The organism is Aeromonas sp. TW 6, from assembly GCF_013168745.1.
Lineage (GTDB): Bacteria > Pseudomonadota > Gammaproteobacteria > Enterobacterales > Aeromonadaceae > Aeromonas > Aeromonas caviae.
Window position 1 is genome coordinate 123,887 of sequence record NZ_JABERS010000002.1, and the last position, 15,801, is coordinate 139,687.

Genomic DNA, 15,801 nt, shown 5'->3' on the forward strand with positions numbered 1-15,801 from the left:
GGGACATAATAAAATTTACTTTATCTTAATTATGTTAAGTAAAACTGATGGCCCAACCCTCTTTCCCATGAAAAATCGCCGCCCCGCAGCGCACCGCCCGGCCCCACTACCACACCCCGCCCATCCAATGCAGACCTGGGCAAGCCCACACCATTGCCCTGGCCGCTTTCCCCGTCACTCATGCTATTATCTGCGTCCAAACATGAGCCCATAAAATCAGGACATTGTGATGACCGACCACACTTTTATTCCCGGCAAGGACGCAGCGCTGGAAGACTCCATCGAACGCTTCCAGACCAAGCTGCAAGCCCTGGGGTTTGATATCGAAGAGGCCTCCTGGCTCAACCCCGTGCCCAACATCTGGTCCGTGCACATCCGGGACAAGGAGTGCGCCCTCTGCTTCACCAACGGCAAGGGTGCCAGCAAGAAGGCGGCGCTCGCCTCCGCCCTTGGCGAGTATTTCGAGCGTCTCTCCACCAACTACTTCTTCGCCGACTTCTACTTGGGCGAGCAGGTAGCCAATGGCGACTTCGTCCACTACCCGAACGAGAAGTGGTTCCCCATCGAGGGGGATCAGCTTCCCACTGGTCTGCTCGACTCCTTCACCCGCAAGTTCTACAACCCGGACGGTGAAGTGACCGCCGACATGCTGGTGGACCTGCAATCCGGCAACGAGGAACGCGGCATCGTCGCCCTGCCCTTCGAGCGCCAATCTGATCACCAGACCGTCTACATCCCGATGAACATCGTCGGCAACCTGTATGTTTCCAACGGCATGAGCGCCGGCAACACCCGCACCGAAGCCCGCACCCAGGGGCTGTCGGAGGTGTTCGAGCGCCACGTGAAGAACAAGATCATCGCCGAGGCCATCAGCCTGCCCCAGATCCCGGGCGAGGTCATCGCCCGTTACCCCGGCATCAAGGCGTCCATCGATGCGCTGGAGGCCGAAGGCTTCCCCATCTACAGCTTCGATGCCTCCCTCGGCGGCCGTTATCCGGTCATCTGCGTGGTGCTGCTCAACCCGAGCAACGGCACCTGCTTTGCCTCCTTCGGCGCCCACCCGCGCTTCGAAGTGGCCTTCGAGCGCACCGTCACCGAACTGCTGCAAGGGCGCAGTCTCAAGGATCTGGACGTCTTCGTGCCGCCCTCGTTCGACAACGAGCAGGTGGCGGATCACCACAACCTGGAGACCCACTTCATCGACTCCTCCGGCCTCATCAGCTGGGATCTGTTCAAGGAAGAGTCCGACTTCGAGTTTGCCGACTGGGACTTCCGTGGCACCTCGCAAGAGGAGTTCGACCACCTGATCGGCATCTTCCACGAGCTGGAGCAGCCGGTCTACATCGCCGACTACGAGCACCTGGGTGTCTACGCCTGCCGTATCCTGGTGCCCGGCATGTCCGACATCTATCCGGTGGAAGATCTGCTGCTGGCCAACAACACCATGGGGGCCCACCTGCGGGAGACCATCCTGGCGCTGCCGGCGCTCGAGTGGGACGCGGAGCAGTACATGGCCCTGTTCGACCAGCTGGATGAAGAGGGTCACGACGAGCGCACCCGGGTGCGCGAGCTGCTCGGCATCGCCGCCGCCAAGGGTACTGCCCTGCACACCCTGCGCGTCGGTGAGCTCAAAGCCATGCTGGCGCTGGCCGCTGGCGACCTGGAGAGCGCCCTCGACCTCATCGACTGGACCATGGAGTTCAACCAGTCGGTGTTCCCGGCGGATCGCGCCGCTTACTACCGAGCCCTGCGCGCCTGCGTCGAGCTTTTCCTCGACGAGGAACGCGACCCCGAGCAGTACCGCCCGGTGTTCGCCCGCATGTTCGGGGAAGAGACCCTGGCACAGGCGTGGGCCAACGCCCGCGGCGAGGCGCGCTTCCACGGGTTGGAAGCCGCCGATCTCTCCCTCTCCCAGTTCCCGCTGCACCAGAAGCTGCTGGCCGCTTACGAGAAATTGCAAAAAGCCAAACGAATCCACACCTGGAACTGATATGCTGATATGACGAAGGGGCCCTGAGGGCCCCTTCTGTTTTATGGTCTACGCTTTGGCTGGCCGTGCCACAAAGATGAAATAAAAGACAAAAAATACCTCTTACGGGGTTGTTAATTTGGCACTCATGGTGCAGTGCGGCCGCAAAGATGCCTGGCCGGTACTTTTTTAAGGGTTTCCTTTATAAGTTCTTAAAAATCATAAAATTAATAACAGACTCATTTCTGTTTCACCTGAAACCTGGTGTAAAGAAACGCTTCCGGATGGTGAAAAATCCTGTAGTAAAATTACATTCACAATCTGTAATTCTTGATCGGAGTCAATTTTGGGGATCAGCCCCTTTGTTATGATTTCCACAGGCAAAATATGCAGGTACTGAGAATTGAAAGCAGAATCTCCCTTTGATTGTCTGAAGCCCGAAGCCATCGCCGCCCTGGCCGAAGACATTACCTATGCCAAGGCCACCAAGCCCGCATACAAGGTCATTCCCCTGGCCATCACCGCTGGCGCCTTCATCGCCATCGCCTTCGTCTTCTATATCACCGTCACCACGGGCTCAAGCGGCATGGCCTGGGGCATGTCCAAGCTGGTAGGCGGCATCTGCTTCTCCCTCGGTCTCATCCTCTGCGTCCTGCTTGGCGCCGAACTGTTCACCTCCACTACCCTCACCCTGGTAGCCAAGGCGGCGAATCGCATCAGCTGGGCCCAGCTGCTCAAGAACTGGGGACTGGTCTACTTCGGCAACCTCATCGGCGGTCTCATCATCGTCGGCCTCATCATCATGTCGGCGGAATACACGGCAGCGGATGGTCAGTGGGGTCTGAACGCCATGAAAGTGGCCCAGCACAAGATCCACCACACCTTCTTCGAGGCCGTGGCCCTTGGCATCCTATGCAACCTCATGGTGTGTCTCGCCGTGTGGATGGCCTTCGGCGCTCGCAGCGCCACCGACAAGGTGATGGTGATGCTGCTCCCCGTCGCCATGTTCGTGGCCTCCGGTTTTGAGCACAGCATCGCAAACATGTTTATGATCCCGGTCGGTATCGCCATCCACAGCGTCGCGAGCCCGGAATTCTGGCAGGCCATCGGCCAGGATCCGGCGACCTTTGCCGACCTGACCGTGTCCAACTTCGTCCTGCACAACCTCATCCCTGTCACCATCGGTAATATCATTGGTGGTGGCGTCATGGTTGGGCTGACTTACTGGTTTATCTTCCGTCGCCATCATTAAGGATGGCGGCAGACACATAAATACCTTGAGAGGTAATGAAAATGGCAGAACTTAACGAACAGTTCCAAAAAGCATGGGAAGGCTTCGCAGCCGGTGAATGGCAGACCTCTGTCAACACCCGTGACTTCATCCAGAAGAACTACACCCCGTATGAAGGTGACGAGTCCTTCCTGGCTGGCGCGACCGAAGCCACCACCAAGCTGTGGGACAAGGTCATGGAAGGCATCAAGATCGAGAACCGCACTCACGCGCCGGTCGATTTTGATACCGACCTGCCCTCCACCATTACCGCTCACGATGCCGGCTATATCGACCAGAGCCTGGAGCAAATCGTTGGTCTGCAGACCGACAAGCCGCTCAAGCGCGCCATCATCGCCAACGGCGGTATCAAGATGGTCAAGACCTCTTGCGAAGTGTACGGTCGTCAGCTTGACCCCATGGTCGAGAAGATCTTCACCGAGTACCGCAAGACTCACAACCAGGGCGTGTTCGACGTCTACACCAAAGACATCCTGAACTGCCGCAAGTCCGGCGTCATCACCGGTCTGCCGGATGCCTACGGCCGTGGCCGTATCATCGGTGACTACCGTCGTGTTGCCCTGTACGGTATCGACTTCCTGATGGCCGACAAACTGGCTCAGTTCAAGTCCCTGCAGGCTGACCTGGAAAACGGTGTCAACCTGGAAGCCACCATCCGTCTGCGCGAAGAGATCTCCGAGCAGCACCGTGCCCTGGCCCAGATGAAGGTGATGGCTGCCAAATATGGCTGCGACATCTCCGTACCGGCCAAGACCGCCAAAGAAGCCGTACAGTGGACCTACTTCGCCTACCTGGCGGCGGTCAAGTCCCAGAACGGCGCGGCCATGTCCTTCGGTCGTACCTCCAGCTTCCTGGACATCTACATCGAGCGTGACCTGCAGAAAGGCCTGATCACCGAGCAAGAAGCCCAGGAGCTGATGGACCACATGGTCATGAAGCTGCGCATGGTTCGCTTCCTGCGTACCCCGGAATACGATTCACTGTTCTCCGGCGACCCGATGTGGGCGACCGAGACCCTGGCTGGTATGGGCGTTGATGGCCGTACCCTGGTCACCAAGAACAGCTTCCGTATGCTGAACACCCTGTACACCATGGGCCCGTCCCCTGAGCCGAACTTGACCATCCTGTGGTCCGAGAAGCTGCCGGTCGGTTTCAAGAAGTACTGCGCCAAGGTATCCATCGAGACCTCTTCCGTTCAGTACGAGAACGACGACCTGATGCGTCCGGACTTCAACAACGATGACTACGCCATCGCTTGCTGTGTGTCCCCGATGATCGTCGGCAAACAGATGCAGTTCTTCGGTGCCCGTGCCAACCTGGCCAAGACCATGCTGTATGCAATCAACGGCGGTATGGACGAGAAGCTCAAGATCCAGGTCGGTCCGAAGACCGAAATGGTCACCTCCGAGTACCTCGATTACAACGACGTGATGGACAGACTGGATCACTTCATGGACTGGCTGGCCAAGCAGTATGTCGCCGCCCTGAACATCATCCACTACATGCACGACAAGTACAGCTACGAAGCCTCCCTGATGGCGCTGCACGACCGTGACGTCTATCGCACCATGGCCTGTGGTATCGCCGGTCTGTCCGTAGCCGCTGACTCCCTGTCTGCCATCAAGTACGCCAAGGTCAAGCCGGTACGTGATGCCGATGGCGTCTCCATCGACTTCGAAATCGAAGGCGAGTACCCGCAGTTCGGCAACAACGACGCTCGCGTCGATGACATCGCCTGCGACCTGGTCGAGCGCTTCATGAAGAAGATTCAGAAGCTCAACACCTACCGCGGTGCCGTGGCTACCCAGTCCGTGCTGACCATCACCTCCAACGTGGTGTACGGCAAGAAGACCGGTAACACCCCGGATGGTCGTCGCGCCGGTGCGCCGTTCGGCCCGGGTGCCAACCCGATGCACGGTCGTGATCAGAAGGGTGCCGTTGCTTCCCTGACGTCCGTTGCCAAGCTGCCGTTCGCCTACGCCAAAGATGGTATCTCCTATACCTTCTCCATCGTGCCGAATGCCCTGGGCAAAGACATGGAAGCCCAGAAAGCCAACCTGGCCGGCCTGATGGATGGTTACTTCCACCACGAAGCCAACCTGGAAGGTGGTCAGCACCTGAACGTCAACGTGATGAACCGTGAAATGCTGCTGGACGCCATGGAAAACCCGGAGAAATATCCGCAGTTGACCATCCGCGTATCCGGTTATGCCGTTCGCTTCAACTCCTTGACCAAGGAGCAACAGCAAGACGTCATCACCCGTACCTTCACCGCCTCTCTGTAATCGCTTATTGATAAGCAAGAGCTGCAGTGAATCAAAACCGGCGCCAAGGCGCCGGTTTTTTTATGTCTGATAGTCAGGGGACATCGGCCTGAACCTGCCGGCAAGGCCGGCTCTCCCCTCCTCTCATCCCGCCTTGTTCAGGGCCGCTCACCCGCAGTCAGACGGCGATTGATATCGGCGATGACCGGGGCGATATCCGCCAGGGTGTCGATGATGTAGTGCGCCCCCGCCGCCCGCAGTTTGGCCTCGGCCGGTGCGCGCCGGGCGGCGATCTCCGCCTCGCTCATGGCGGCAAACTCTTCCCAGGTGGCGCCAAACTCGTTGCCGGAGACCGACAATCCCACCGTCCACATGCCAGCGTTCAACCCTTCGCTGATGCCGGGTACGGCGTCATCCACCTTGATGCAGCGATGCACCGCGCTCACTCCCAGCTCAATCACGTTGGCCAGCGCCATCCAGGGGCCGGGGCGACCACCGGCTTTGAGGTCATCGGTGGCGACCCAGTGATCCGGCCGATAGCCGTGATCGGCCGCAGCAGGTACCAACGCCTCCATCACCGGACGGGGGTAACCGGAGCAGGAGCCGATACGCAGCCCTTGTGCGCGTAGCCCATCCAGCACCGGCAACACGCCGGGGATGGGGTCGGCGAAGCGGGTCACCGCGGCAATCTGCAGCGGCATAAAGGTGTGATAGAGGTGGTCCACCTCGGCGTGGCTCATGGGGTGGCCAAAGCGGGCCTGCCAGCGCGCATCCACCGAAGGCAGACGGCCCAGCGCGGCGATATGATCCCACTTGCCAAGGCCCATGGGCTGGCGTGCTTCGTCCAGGGTCACGGGGAAGTCATAGGCGCGGGCAAAGGCCTCGACGAAGATGGAGGTGGGGGCGAAGGAGCCGAAATCGACGACGGTGCCAGCCCAGTCGAGGATCAGCGCCTCCACGTCGAAGGTCGGGTGGATGGCAGTCTGCAAGTCAGTCATGGTGGTGTTCCTGTTTCGGTGAAAGTGCGATCTCGCCATGGGCGCGATCGAGAATGGTGATGGCGCGCACCAGATCGGCGCGGGCGATATTGAGTGGGGGCGAGAGCTGGATGACATTGCCCTGGGAGACCTTGAAGCTGAGTCCCAGTTCCAGACAGCGATAGAGCAGCCGCTCGGCGGCCTGGCTGTTGCGGGTGCGACTCTGATGATCGACCACCAGATCGAGCGCCCAAAGCAAACCAATACCGCGCACCTGCCCGATCAGCGGGTGACGCTCAGCCAACTTGCCAAGCTCGGCCGCCATAAAACGGCCATCCTCCCGCACCTTGGCCAGCAACCCCTCTTCACGGATGGTACTGATGGTGGCGAGGGCCGCCGCGCAGCCGATGGGGCTCTTCTCGTGGGTGTAGTGACCGAGCGAAATAGCTGCGGCCTGATTGAAACGGTCGCGGGTGATGAGCGCGGCAAACGGCACCACCCCGCCCCCCAACCCCTTGCCCAGGCAGATGATGTCAGGCTCGATGCCGAACTCCTCGAAGCTGAACCAATGGCCGGTGCGCCCTAGGGCGTTGGGGATCTCGTCGACGATCAACAGCACCTTGTGGCGATCGCAGATCTCCCGCACCCGCTGCCAGTAGGCCTTCGAGGGCACTTGCACATCGGTGTTGCGGATCGGCTCGGCGATAAAGGCGCCAATACCCCCCTCCTTCTCGATGACGTACTCCAGATAATCGGCGTAGTGCAGGTCATCCCCTTCCCCGCGATACCAGACACCGCGATAGCGGGTGGGCGGCGGGATGCGCTCCACGCCGGCCATCAGCGGGCCCATACCAGCGCGAAAACAGGCCTCGCCGCCGACCGAGATGGCATCGAGGGAGGCGCCGTGAAAGGCATCCCAGAGGGATACCACCTTGCTGTTGCCGGTGATGAAGCGGGCAAGCTTCAGGGCAATCCCCACCACCTCGCTGCCACCGGGGGCGAACAGCACCCGGTTGAGATCGCCGGGAGCCAGTTCGGCCAGGGTGCGGGCGCAGTCGATGGCAACCTGATGGGTGTAGCGGCGGGGTGCGAACGGCAGATCGGCGAGTTGCTGCTGCACCGCGGCCACCACGTCAGGATGACCGTGGCCCAGCTGATGGACGCTGTTGCCGTGAAAATCGAGATAACGCTTGCCTGATACGCTGGTCAGCCAGCTCCCCTGCGCGCGCTCAAGCAGATCCAGACAGGGGGTGGAGAGGGCCTGATGGAGGAAATAGCGGCTATCCTCCGCCAATCCGGCACGTACATCTTCGCTCTGGCCAGCCCACCAGCGCGCCCGCCCCTCGCCGAGGTTGATATCCCCTTCGCTGTCGGCGCGGCCGCTGCCGTGCAGCTTATCGTCATGTAAATCTCGGCCACGCAGATCACGCCCCTGAGCCAGCATGCTGGTCATCACGCAGCCCCCTGCCAGTAGCAGGCGTTGGCCATGGCGGCGAGCAGATCCCGCACCCGCTCTGGGGTCACGTCGCCGATATTGCCGATGCGGAAGCAATCGGCTTGGGAGACCTTGCCCGGATAGATGACAAAGCCCTGCGCCTTGAGCCGCTGGTAGAAGTCGGCGAAGCGGTAGTCAGGGTGGGTCGGAGAGTAGAAGGCGGTGATGATGGGGGATTGCCATTTTTCTGGCAGCAGCGGCGCAAAGCCGAGCTCAGCCATCCCCGCCACCAGGGTGCGCTGGTTCTCGCTGTAGCGCCGATGGCGGGCGGCAATGCCCCCCTCTTCATCCAGCTCGCGCAGCGCCTGAGCAAAGGCGAGTACGGTATGGGTGGGCGAGGTAAAGCGCCACTTGCCCCCCTGCAGCTCCATGGTCTGCCACTGGGCATGCAGGTCGAGGGAGACAGATCGGGCGCGACCGGCGCAGGCCGTGAGCGCCACGCGGCGGGCGATGACGAAGCCAAAGCCCGGTACCCCCTGAATGCATTTGTTGGCCGAACTGATGAGAAACTCGATGCCAAGGCGCCCCATGTCGATGGGGATACCGCCAAAGCTGCTCATGGCATCGACGATAAGGCGAATGCCGCGGCGCTGGCAGAGCGCAGCCACCTCCTCAAGCGGGTTGAGCATGCCGGTGGTGGTCTCGCAGTGCACCATGGCCAGATGGGTGATCTCGGGGTGGCGCGCCAGCATCGCCACGATGGCGGCTGGTTCCGGGTGGGTGGTCTCGCCGCAGTCGAGCTCATAGTGGCGCAGGCCAAGACAGCGGGCCATCTCCCCCATGCGGGCACCGTAGGCACCGTTGTTGATGATCAGCAGACACTCATCGCTACCTATCGCCGAGCCCAGCACGCTCTCCACCACATAGCTGCCACTCCCTTGCAGCAGCACGGCGCTGTAGTCACTTTCATATTCCGGGCCAGTTGCAAGCCGCACCAGCTCGCGGCGGATGGGCTCCACCACCCCCTGGTTGTAGTCCGCATCCCAGGTACAGCTGTCTTGCAGCATGGCGGCGCGTACAGTCGCGGTGGTCGAGAGGGGGCCCGGGGTCAGCAGCAGGTAATCGACGGCGGCGGGGGCCGCAGGAATATGGGTCATGACTTCGCTCCTTTTGGTATATACCAGAATGAGCACATTGTGGGTAACTGCCCCGCCAAGGTCAAAGGGGTGGGGCTACGTGCAACAAAAAATTCATTTTCAGCGCCGGGATCGCGATAATCTAGGAAGCCTGAACAACAGGGGCGATGCTGGTATCTACCAACGCATGTTGATGTCGCCGTTTAACCACCGGGCAGATGACCAATCCTGTGCCCAGCCCATTGCCCAACTCATTGCACAACTGATTGCAAAACCAGGGATTTTCATGAGCAAACCCCAATACCTGCAGATCAAGGATGCCCTCGCCAACCAGATCCTGGCGGGGGGCCTGGCCCCCAACGACAAGCTCCCCTCCGAGCGGCTGCTGGGGGAACTCTATGGCACCACAAGGGTCACCATCCGCGAGGCACTGGTGCAGCTGGAGGCAAACGGCCTTATCTATCGGGAGGATCGCCGCGGCTGGTTCGTCACCCCGCCGCGCTTTCGCTTGAACCCCAGACGCACCTCCAACTTTCACCAGATAGTGCGGGAGCAAGGGGGCAAGCCGCGCACCGAGTTGCTGGAGAAAAGCCGCCAGGCAGTGCCGCCCGCGTTGATGGCGCAGTTGCAGCTCAAGCCGTTCGACAGCCTGTTTCTGCTAAAACGGCTGCGCTACGCCAACGGGCGCGCCATCTGCTACTGCGAGAACCATTGCCTGCCTGAGCGGGTGCCCGGCCTTCTGGAGCTGGATCTTGCCGGCAGCCTGACCGAGATCTATCAGGCCCATTACGATCTCCACTACGCCCGCATGCAGGTGCGCTTCTTCCCCACCGCCCTGCCAGACGAGGTGGCCAAGGCGCTGGGGGCTACCGCCGGTCTGCCCGCCCTGCGCCTCGAGCGACTCAACTTCGATCAGCACGGCCGGGTGCTCGACTTCGATCTGGAGTACTGGCGCCACGACAGTTTGGAGATCGAGGTGGATACCCAGGATTAGTCACAGACAAATCAGGAACGGCAAAACGTCACGGGGCTGTCACGGTCACGTCATAAAGATCCCCTAGCCTCTCTCTCGACCAATCTGGTTTATACCAAACCAATTTAACTGGAGAAGAGGATGAAACAGGGAACCCATCTGCTGGCCGCCGCCGTGCTGGCTGCCATGACCGCCCCGGCACTGGCCGCGACCGACCTCACCGTCTACACCGCCTTCGAACCGGAGCAGCTCAACGAGCTGAAAACCGCGTTCGAGCGCCAGCATCCGGATATCAACATCAAGTGGGTGCGTGACTCCACCGGCGTGGTCACCGCCCGCTTGCTGGCAGAAAAAGCCCAGCCCAAAGCGGATGTGGTATGGGGACTGGCGGCGACCAGCCTGATGCAGCTCGATCAGCAGCAGATGCTCAATGCCTATGCACCGAAAGGGCTGGACAAGCTCGACAGCCGCTTTCGCGACAGCAAGGCCGAGCCGCACTGGATCGGTCTGGACGCCTTCTTCAGCGCCATCTGCTTCAACAAGGTAGAGGCGGAAAAGCAGGGGATCCCGGCGCCCACCAGCTGGGCCGACCTCACCAAGCCCATCTACAAGGGCAAGGTGATCATGCCCAACCCCAGCTCCTCCGGCACCGGTTACCTGAGCGTCGCTGGTTGGCTGCAGACCATGGGTGAGAAGCAGGGCTGGCAATTCATGAACGGCCTGCACCAGAACATCGACCGTTACACCCACTCGGGCTCCGCCCCCTGCAAGCTGGCCGCCAGCGGCGAGACGGTGATCGGCATCTCCTTCGACTTCCCGGCCACCAGCCTCAAGGCCAAGGGGGCCCCCATCGAGGTGGTGTTCCCGAAAGAGGGGTCGGGCTGGGATATGGAAGCCGCCGCCATCATCAAGGGCACCCCCAAGCTGGAAGCCGCCAAACAGCTGCTCGACTTTGCCGCCACCGAACAGGCCAACGCCCTCTACAACAAGTCGTTCGCCGTGGTCGCCATCCCCGATGTAGCCCAACCGAGAGCGGGCTATCCGGCTGATATCAAAGGCCAGATGATCGACAACGACTTTAGCTGGGCAGCCCGCGAGCGTAACGCCATCCTGGCCCAGTGGAGTGCCAGCTTCGACGGCAAGACCGAAGCCAAGCAGTAAGCGTGAAGGGCGGCGGTTTGTTCACGCCCCACACACAGCCACCAATAAACTGCCAGTCGAAGGCCAACAGCTGTTGGCCTTCGCTTTTTGGTTTTCACTTCCCGAGTGTGTATTGCCTTCAATTAGCGACGCTTCGCCCATCCACACAGGGCCCAACTACTTGCTGGCGACCCGATGTCATTTGACTGTCATCAAGCGGTCATCCCCCGATCACCTGACCGTCACACTTCACCTGCAAACTGGTATATACCAAATCAGTAGCGAGTCGAACCATGACCCAGCCCTATCTGGACATTCAACATCTCAACAAGCAGTTCGGTGCTTTTCAGGCCCTCAAGGGGATCTCTTTGACCATTGAGCCGGGGGAGTTTATCTGCTTTCTCGGCCCCTCCGGCTGCGGCAAAACAACCTTGCTCAGAGCCATCGCCGGGCTGGATCTGCCGGACAGCGGCGAGATCTGGCAAGGGGGGCGCAATATCTCCCGCCTGCCGCCCCAGGAGCGCGATTTTGGCATCGTGTTTCAGTCCTATGCTCTCTTCCCCAACCTGACGGTGGCCCAGAACATCGCCTTCGGCCTTGAGAATCAGGGGTTGGCGCGGGATCTCATCAAGGAGCGGGTCGATCACTGGCTGGGGCTGGTGGATCTCACTGCCCAGTCCCACAAATACCCGAGCCAGATCTCCGGCGGCCAGCAGCAGCGGGTGGCGCTGGCCCGGGCGCTCGCCCTCTCCCCCGGTCTGTTGTTGCTGGACGAACCGCTCAGCGCACTGGATGCGCTGGTGCGCACCCACCTTCGCAGCGAGATCCGCGCCCTGCAGCAGCGCCTTGGCATCACCACCATCATGGTGACCCACGATCAGGAAGAGGCGCTGACCATGGCCGACCGCATCGTGGTGATGGAGGGCGGCCACATCGTACAGGTGGGCACTCCGCAGGAGATCTACCACCAGCCTGCCAGCCGTTTCGTGGCAAGCTTTGTCGGTACCATGAACTTCCTCGAGACCCTGGTGCTCGGCCCCAATCAGGTGCGCCTCAACGAACAACCGCTGACACTTGCCAACCAGGCCGCTGCCGGCAGCAAATTGCAGGTGGCGATCCGCCCCGAGGCAATCACCCTGAGTGCGCCGAGCGAGCCGTATCTTGGCCAACATGGCGTTGAAGCAACCATCGATCAGGTGGAGTTTCTCGGCGCCGCCCAGCGCCTAATCTGCACCGCCGACACCTATCTGGGCCCGCAGCAAATTCTGGTGGAGCGCCCGACCCACGAGCTGCCCCACCACGAACAGGGTGGCTGGCGCAGCGGCATGCGCTGCTCGCTGCACTGGCCCGCCGGGGCGATGCAGCTGTTTGAAGGAGATCGCCCATGACAGCCCCCTTCGCGACCTCCTCCCTGTTGCCGCCAGCGACAGCCCGCAAAGACTCTCGCTGGCAGCGGCTCTGTCGCGGCTGGAGCCGGGATCAGCTGCTGCAACTGATCCTGCTGGTGCTCGGCATCGCCCTGCTCACCGGCGGCTTGCTGCTGCCGCTGCTCACCATGCTGCAAAAGAGTCTGCAGGATGAGAACGGCCTCTGGATAGGCCTTGCCAACTTCAGCGCCTACTTCGACTCCCCTCATCTGGGGCGCACCATTGGCAACACCCTCTGGCTCGGGGTGCTGATCACCGCACTGGTGGTGACCATCGCCTTTGGCTACGCCTACGCCCTCACCCGTACCTGCATGCCGGGCAAGGGGCTGTTTCGCCTCATCGGTTTGATCCCGCTCCTGATGCCCTCCCTGTTGCCCGCCATCAGTCTGGTCTACTGGTTTGGCAATCAGGGGGTCGCCAAGGGGCTGCTCGGCGGCGAGAGCATCTACGGCCCCATCGGCATCGTCATCGGTCTGGGCTTCTGGTGTTTTCCCCACGCTCTGATGATCCTGATCACGGCGCTCGGTCAGAGCGACGCCCGCCTCTATGAAGCCTCCCGGGTGCTGGGCAGCAGCGGCTGGCGCACCTTTGTCACCGTCACCCTGCCTACCGCCCGTTATGGCCTGCTGAGCGCAGCCATCGCGGTCTTCACCCTCACCATCTGCGACTTCGGGGTGGCCAAGGTGATTGGCGGCCAGTACAGCGTGCTGGCTACCGACATCTACCGGCAGGTGATCGGGATGCAGAACTTCTCACTGGGCGCCGTTGCCAGCGTCACCCTGCTGCTGCCGGCACTGTTGAGCTTTGCCCTGGAGCACAGAGTGCGCAGCAAGATGCAGGAGCAGAGCAGCACCAAGGCGGTGCCCTATCAACCCAAGCCCCATCGGCTGCGGGATCTGCTGGCGCTCGGCTGGTGTACCCTCTGGGCCCTGCTGTTTCTGGCGCTGGTGGGGATGGCGGTTTACGGCTCCCTGGTGCAGTTCTGGCCCTATAACCTCGGGCTGACGCTGGATCACTACGCCTTTGACAGCAACAGCGTCTATGGCTGGCAGCCCTTTACCAACACCTTGCAGCTGGGCCTCTATACCGCGCTTATCGGCACCGTGCTGGTGATGGTGCTGGCCTGGGCGCAGGAGAAGGGGCGCCACTTTGCGCCGCTGCGCCAATTGCTACATCTGCTTGCCATGCTGTCGCTGGCGGTGCCCGGCATGGTGCTGGGGCTCGGCTACATCTTCTTTTTCAACGGCAATCCGCTGTTTGGCACTTTCTATGGCACCCTGCCGCTGATGGTGCTCTCCTGCGTCATCCACTACTACACCGTGGGCCATATGACGGCGCTGACCAGCCTCAAGCAGTTGCCCAAGGAGCTGGAGCTGGTGGCCATCTCATTGCGCATTCCGCTCTGGAAGGCGTTCTGGCGAGTCACCCTGCCCGCCTCCCTGCCGGCACTGCTGGAGATCTTCATTTACCTGTTCGTCAACGCCATGACCACCACCTCGGCGGTGATCTTCCTCTACTCGAGCGACAGCGTGCTCGCCTCCATCGCCGTACTCAATATGGAGGATTCCGGCGATACCGCCGCGGCCGCCGCCATGGCCACCCTGATCCTGCTGGCCGCCGCCACCGTCAAGCTGCTCCAGCTCTTTTTGAGCCGCGCCTTGCTGGATCGCACCCAGCGCTGGCGCCACCCATAACCTTATCGAGGAGTCATCATGTCCACTCTCCCCTTCTGGCTGGCCGAGGCGCTCGCCGCCGAACAGCCCGCGCCCCCCATCCCCCTGGTCGGCCACCACGAGGCCGATGTCTGCATCGTCGGTGGCGGCTTTACCGGGCTGTGGAGCGCCATCGCCCTTAAACAGGCCGAGCCACACTTGCGCATCATGGTGCTGGAAAAAGATCGCTGCGGCAGCGGCGCCTCCGGGCGCAACGGCGGCTGCCTGCTCACCTGGTCGGCCAAGTATTTGACGTTAAAGCGCCTCTTTGGCGAAGAGCAGGCCGCCTGGCTGGTACAAAGATCCGAGCAGGCGGTGCACGAGATCGCCCGCTTCTGCGAAACACACAACATAGAGGCAGAGTTGAGGGTCGAGGGCACCTGCTACACCGCCACCAGCGAGGCCCAGCGCGGCCTGATGGAGCCGGTATTGCAGGAACTCAAGCGAGCCGACCTTAACCAGTGGCAGGCGATTGCGGAGGGTGAACTGGCGAGCCAGAGCGGCTCCCACGTTCATCTGGAGGGGCTCTACAGCCCCCACGCGGGCTCGGTGCAACCGGCACTGCTGGTGCGCGGCCTGCTGCGGGTGGCGCAGGAGCTGGGGGTCGAGGTCTATGAGCACTCTCCCATGCAGCGCCTTGAGGCGGGCCAGCCAGCGCGGGTGCAAACACCGCAAGGTGAGGTGCGTGCCCGCAAGGTGGTGCTGGCCCTCAACAGCGCCATGGTGCAGCACTTTCGCGAGTTTCGCCGCAGCATAGTGCTGGTCTCCTCCGATATGGTGATAACCGACCCCGCGCCGGATGCCCTGGCCGCCCAGCAGCTTGCGCACGGCCGCTCCGTGGTGGATGGCCGCACCTTTGTCCATTACTACCGTTCCACCCCGCAAGGGCGGCTGATGCTGGGCAAGGGGGGCAACACCTTCGCCTTTGCCAACCGCCATCTGGCCGAGTTCGATGCGCCGAGCCGTTATCTTGCCCCCCTCACCCGCACCCTGCGCCGCTTCTTTCCGGCGCTCAAAGAGGTGCCCATCGCCGCCAGCTGGTGCGGCGCCTCCGACCGCTCGGTAGATGGCCTCCCCTTCTTCGGCCACTGGCGAGGGCTGCCCAATATCGTCTATGGCCTCGGCTATTCCGGCAACGGGGTGGCCCAGAGTTGGATGGGCGGTCAAGTACTGGCGGCGTTGGTACGCGATGAAGTACGGGAAGCGGACAAGCCGTGGCGCGAATGCGCCCTGGTCAGCGGCCCGCGTGGCTACTTCCCGCCAGAGCCATTCCGCTGGCTGGGTGCAATGGCGGTACGCAATGCCATCCTGCGCAAAGAGCAGGCGGAAGATGAGAACCGCCCGGTGGCCTGGTATGACAAACAGCTGGCCAAACTTGCCGATGCCGCTGGCAAGGCGGACAAATAGGCGCCTTCGTCCAGCGCTTAGGAAGGAGCCAGAAAGCCGAAGGGGCAGGAGAGTGATGACTCCCCTGCCC

11 protein-coding genes are annotated in these 15,801 nt (G+C 61.6%); 8 read left to right on the forward strand and 3 right to left on the reverse strand.

Going from position 1 to position 15,801, the window contains the following annotated elements:
* Window positions 1-229: 229 nt before the first annotated feature.
* The 3 genes from ycaO to pflB all read left to right on the forward strand — a co-directional run bounded on the left by ycaO (window position 230) and on the right by pflB (window position 5,545).
* Entirely contained in the window at window positions 230-1,990 is a 1,761-nt protein-coding gene (gene ycaO / locus HKD46_RS01500; protein ID WP_171864801.1) for a 30S ribosomal protein S12 methylthiotransferase accessory factor YcaO, read from the forward strand.
* 382 nt (window positions 1,991-2,372) lie between these two features.
* Window positions 2,373-3,221, forward strand: coding sequence for a formate transporter FocA (focA, locus tag HKD46_RS01505; RefSeq protein WP_010674505.1), 849 nt, complete (start codon window positions 2,373-2,375; stop codon window positions 3,219-3,221).
* Window positions 3,222-3,262: 41 nt separating this feature from the next.
* A complete protein-coding gene (gene pflB, locus HKD46_RS01510; protein ID WP_010674504.1) occupies window positions 3,263-5,545 on the forward strand; it encodes a formate C-acetyltransferase in 2,283 nt (760 codons plus the stop codon).
* A 137-nt stretch (window positions 5,546-5,682) separates the two neighbouring features.
* Here pflB and phnX read toward each other — a convergent pair whose 3' ends face one another.
* Genes phnX through phnW form a run of 3 tightly spaced genes read right to left on the reverse strand, consistent with a single transcriptional unit; the run spans window position 5,683 to window position 9,093 of the window.
* Window positions 5,683-6,522, reverse strand: a complete 840-nt coding sequence (gene phnX / locus HKD46_RS01515) for a phosphonoacetaldehyde hydrolase (RefSeq protein ID WP_171864803.1) — start codon at window positions 6,520-6,522, stop codon at window positions 5,683-5,685.
* A complete protein-coding gene (locus HKD46_RS01520; RefSeq protein WP_171864804.1) occupies window positions 6,515-7,954 on the reverse strand; it encodes an aspartate aminotransferase family protein in 1,440 nt (479 codons plus the stop codon). The genes phnX and HKD46_RS01520 overlap by 8 nt, the downstream gene beginning before the upstream one ends.
* Window positions 7,954-9,093: a 2-aminoethylphosphonate--pyruvate transaminase gene (gene phnW, locus HKD46_RS01525; RefSeq protein WP_171864805.1), complete on the reverse strand. Its 1,140-nt coding sequence runs from the start codon at window positions 9,091-9,093 to the stop codon at window positions 7,954-7,956. The genes HKD46_RS01520 and phnW overlap by 1 nt, the downstream gene beginning before the upstream one ends.
* 265 nt (window positions 9,094-9,358) lie before the next feature.
* Here phnW and phnR point away from each other — a divergent pair, with 265 nt between their 5' ends.
* The 5 genes from phnR to HKD46_RS01550 all read left to right on the forward strand — a co-directional run bounded on the left by phnR (window position 9,359) and on the right by HKD46_RS01550 (window position 15,731).
* Window positions 9,359-10,066: a phosphonate utilization transcriptional regulator PhnR gene (gene phnR / locus HKD46_RS01530; RefSeq protein ID WP_171864806.1), complete on the forward strand. Its 708-nt coding sequence runs from the start codon at window positions 9,359-9,361 to the stop codon at window positions 10,064-10,066.
* Window positions 10,067-10,186: 120 nt separating this feature from the next.
* Window positions 10,187-11,206, forward strand: coding sequence for a putative 2-aminoethylphosphonate ABC transporter substrate-binding protein (locus HKD46_RS01535; RefSeq protein ID WP_139737218.1), 1,020 nt, complete (start codon window positions 10,187-10,189; stop codon window positions 11,204-11,206).
* A 272-nt stretch (window positions 11,207-11,478) separates the two neighbouring features.
* Window positions 11,479-12,573, forward strand: coding sequence for a putative 2-aminoethylphosphonate ABC transporter ATP-binding protein (locus HKD46_RS01540; protein ID WP_171864807.1), 1,095 nt, complete (start codon window positions 11,479-11,481; stop codon window positions 12,571-12,573).
* A complete protein-coding gene (locus tag HKD46_RS01545) occupies window positions 12,570-14,306 on the forward strand; it encodes a putative 2-aminoethylphosphonate ABC transporter permease subunit (RefSeq protein WP_171864808.1) in 1,737 nt (578 codons plus the stop codon). The genes HKD46_RS01540 and HKD46_RS01545 overlap by 4 nt, the downstream gene beginning before the upstream one ends.
* An 18-nt stretch (window positions 14,307-14,324) precedes the next feature.
* On the forward strand, window positions 14,325-15,731 hold the full coding sequence (locus HKD46_RS01550) for an FAD-dependent oxidoreductase (RefSeq protein ID WP_171864809.1): 1,407 nt from the start codon (window positions 14,325-14,327) through the stop codon (window positions 15,729-15,731).
* Window positions 15,732-15,801: the final 70 nt, after the last annotated feature.

What these genes read in the sequence shown, in the direction of transcription:
- HKD46_RS01550 (WP_171864809.1), top strand. Translation starts at nt 14,325, where the DNA reads ATGTCCACTCTCCCCTTCTGGCTGGCCGAGGCGCTCGCCGCCGAACAG.
- HKD46_RS01545 (WP_171864808.1), top strand. Translation starts at nt 12,570, where the DNA reads ATGACAGCCCCCTTCGCGACCTCCTCCCTGTTGCCGCCAGCGACAGCC.
- HKD46_RS01520 (WP_171864804.1), bottom strand. Translation starts at nt 7,954, where the DNA reads ATGACCAGCATGCTGGCTCAGGGGCGTGATCTGCGTGGCCGAGATTTA.
- ycaO (WP_171864801.1), top strand. Translation starts at nt 230, where the DNA reads ATGACCGACCACACTTTTATTCCCGGCAAGGACGCAGCGCTGGAAGAC.
- HKD46_RS01535 (WP_139737218.1), top strand. Translation starts at nt 10,187, where the DNA reads ATGAAACAGGGAACCCATCTGCTGGCCGCCGCCGTGCTGGCTGCCATG.
- phnR (WP_171864806.1), top strand. Translation starts at nt 9,359, where the DNA reads ATGAGCAAACCCCAATACCTGCAGATCAAGGATGCCCTCGCCAACCAG.
- phnW (WP_171864805.1), bottom strand. Translation starts at nt 9,093, where the DNA reads ATGACCCATATTCCTGCGGCCCCCGCCGCCGTCGATTACCTGCTGCTG.
- pflB (WP_010674504.1), top strand. Translation starts at nt 3,263, where the DNA reads ATGGCAGAACTTAACGAACAGTTCCAAAAAGCATGGGAAGGCTTCGCA.
- HKD46_RS01540 (WP_171864807.1), top strand. Translation starts at nt 11,479, where the DNA reads ATGACCCAGCCCTATCTGGACATTCAACATCTCAACAAGCAGTTCGGT.
- phnX (WP_171864803.1), bottom strand. Translation starts at nt 6,522, where the DNA reads ATGACTGACTTGCAGACTGCCATCCACCCGACCTTCGACGTGGAGGCG.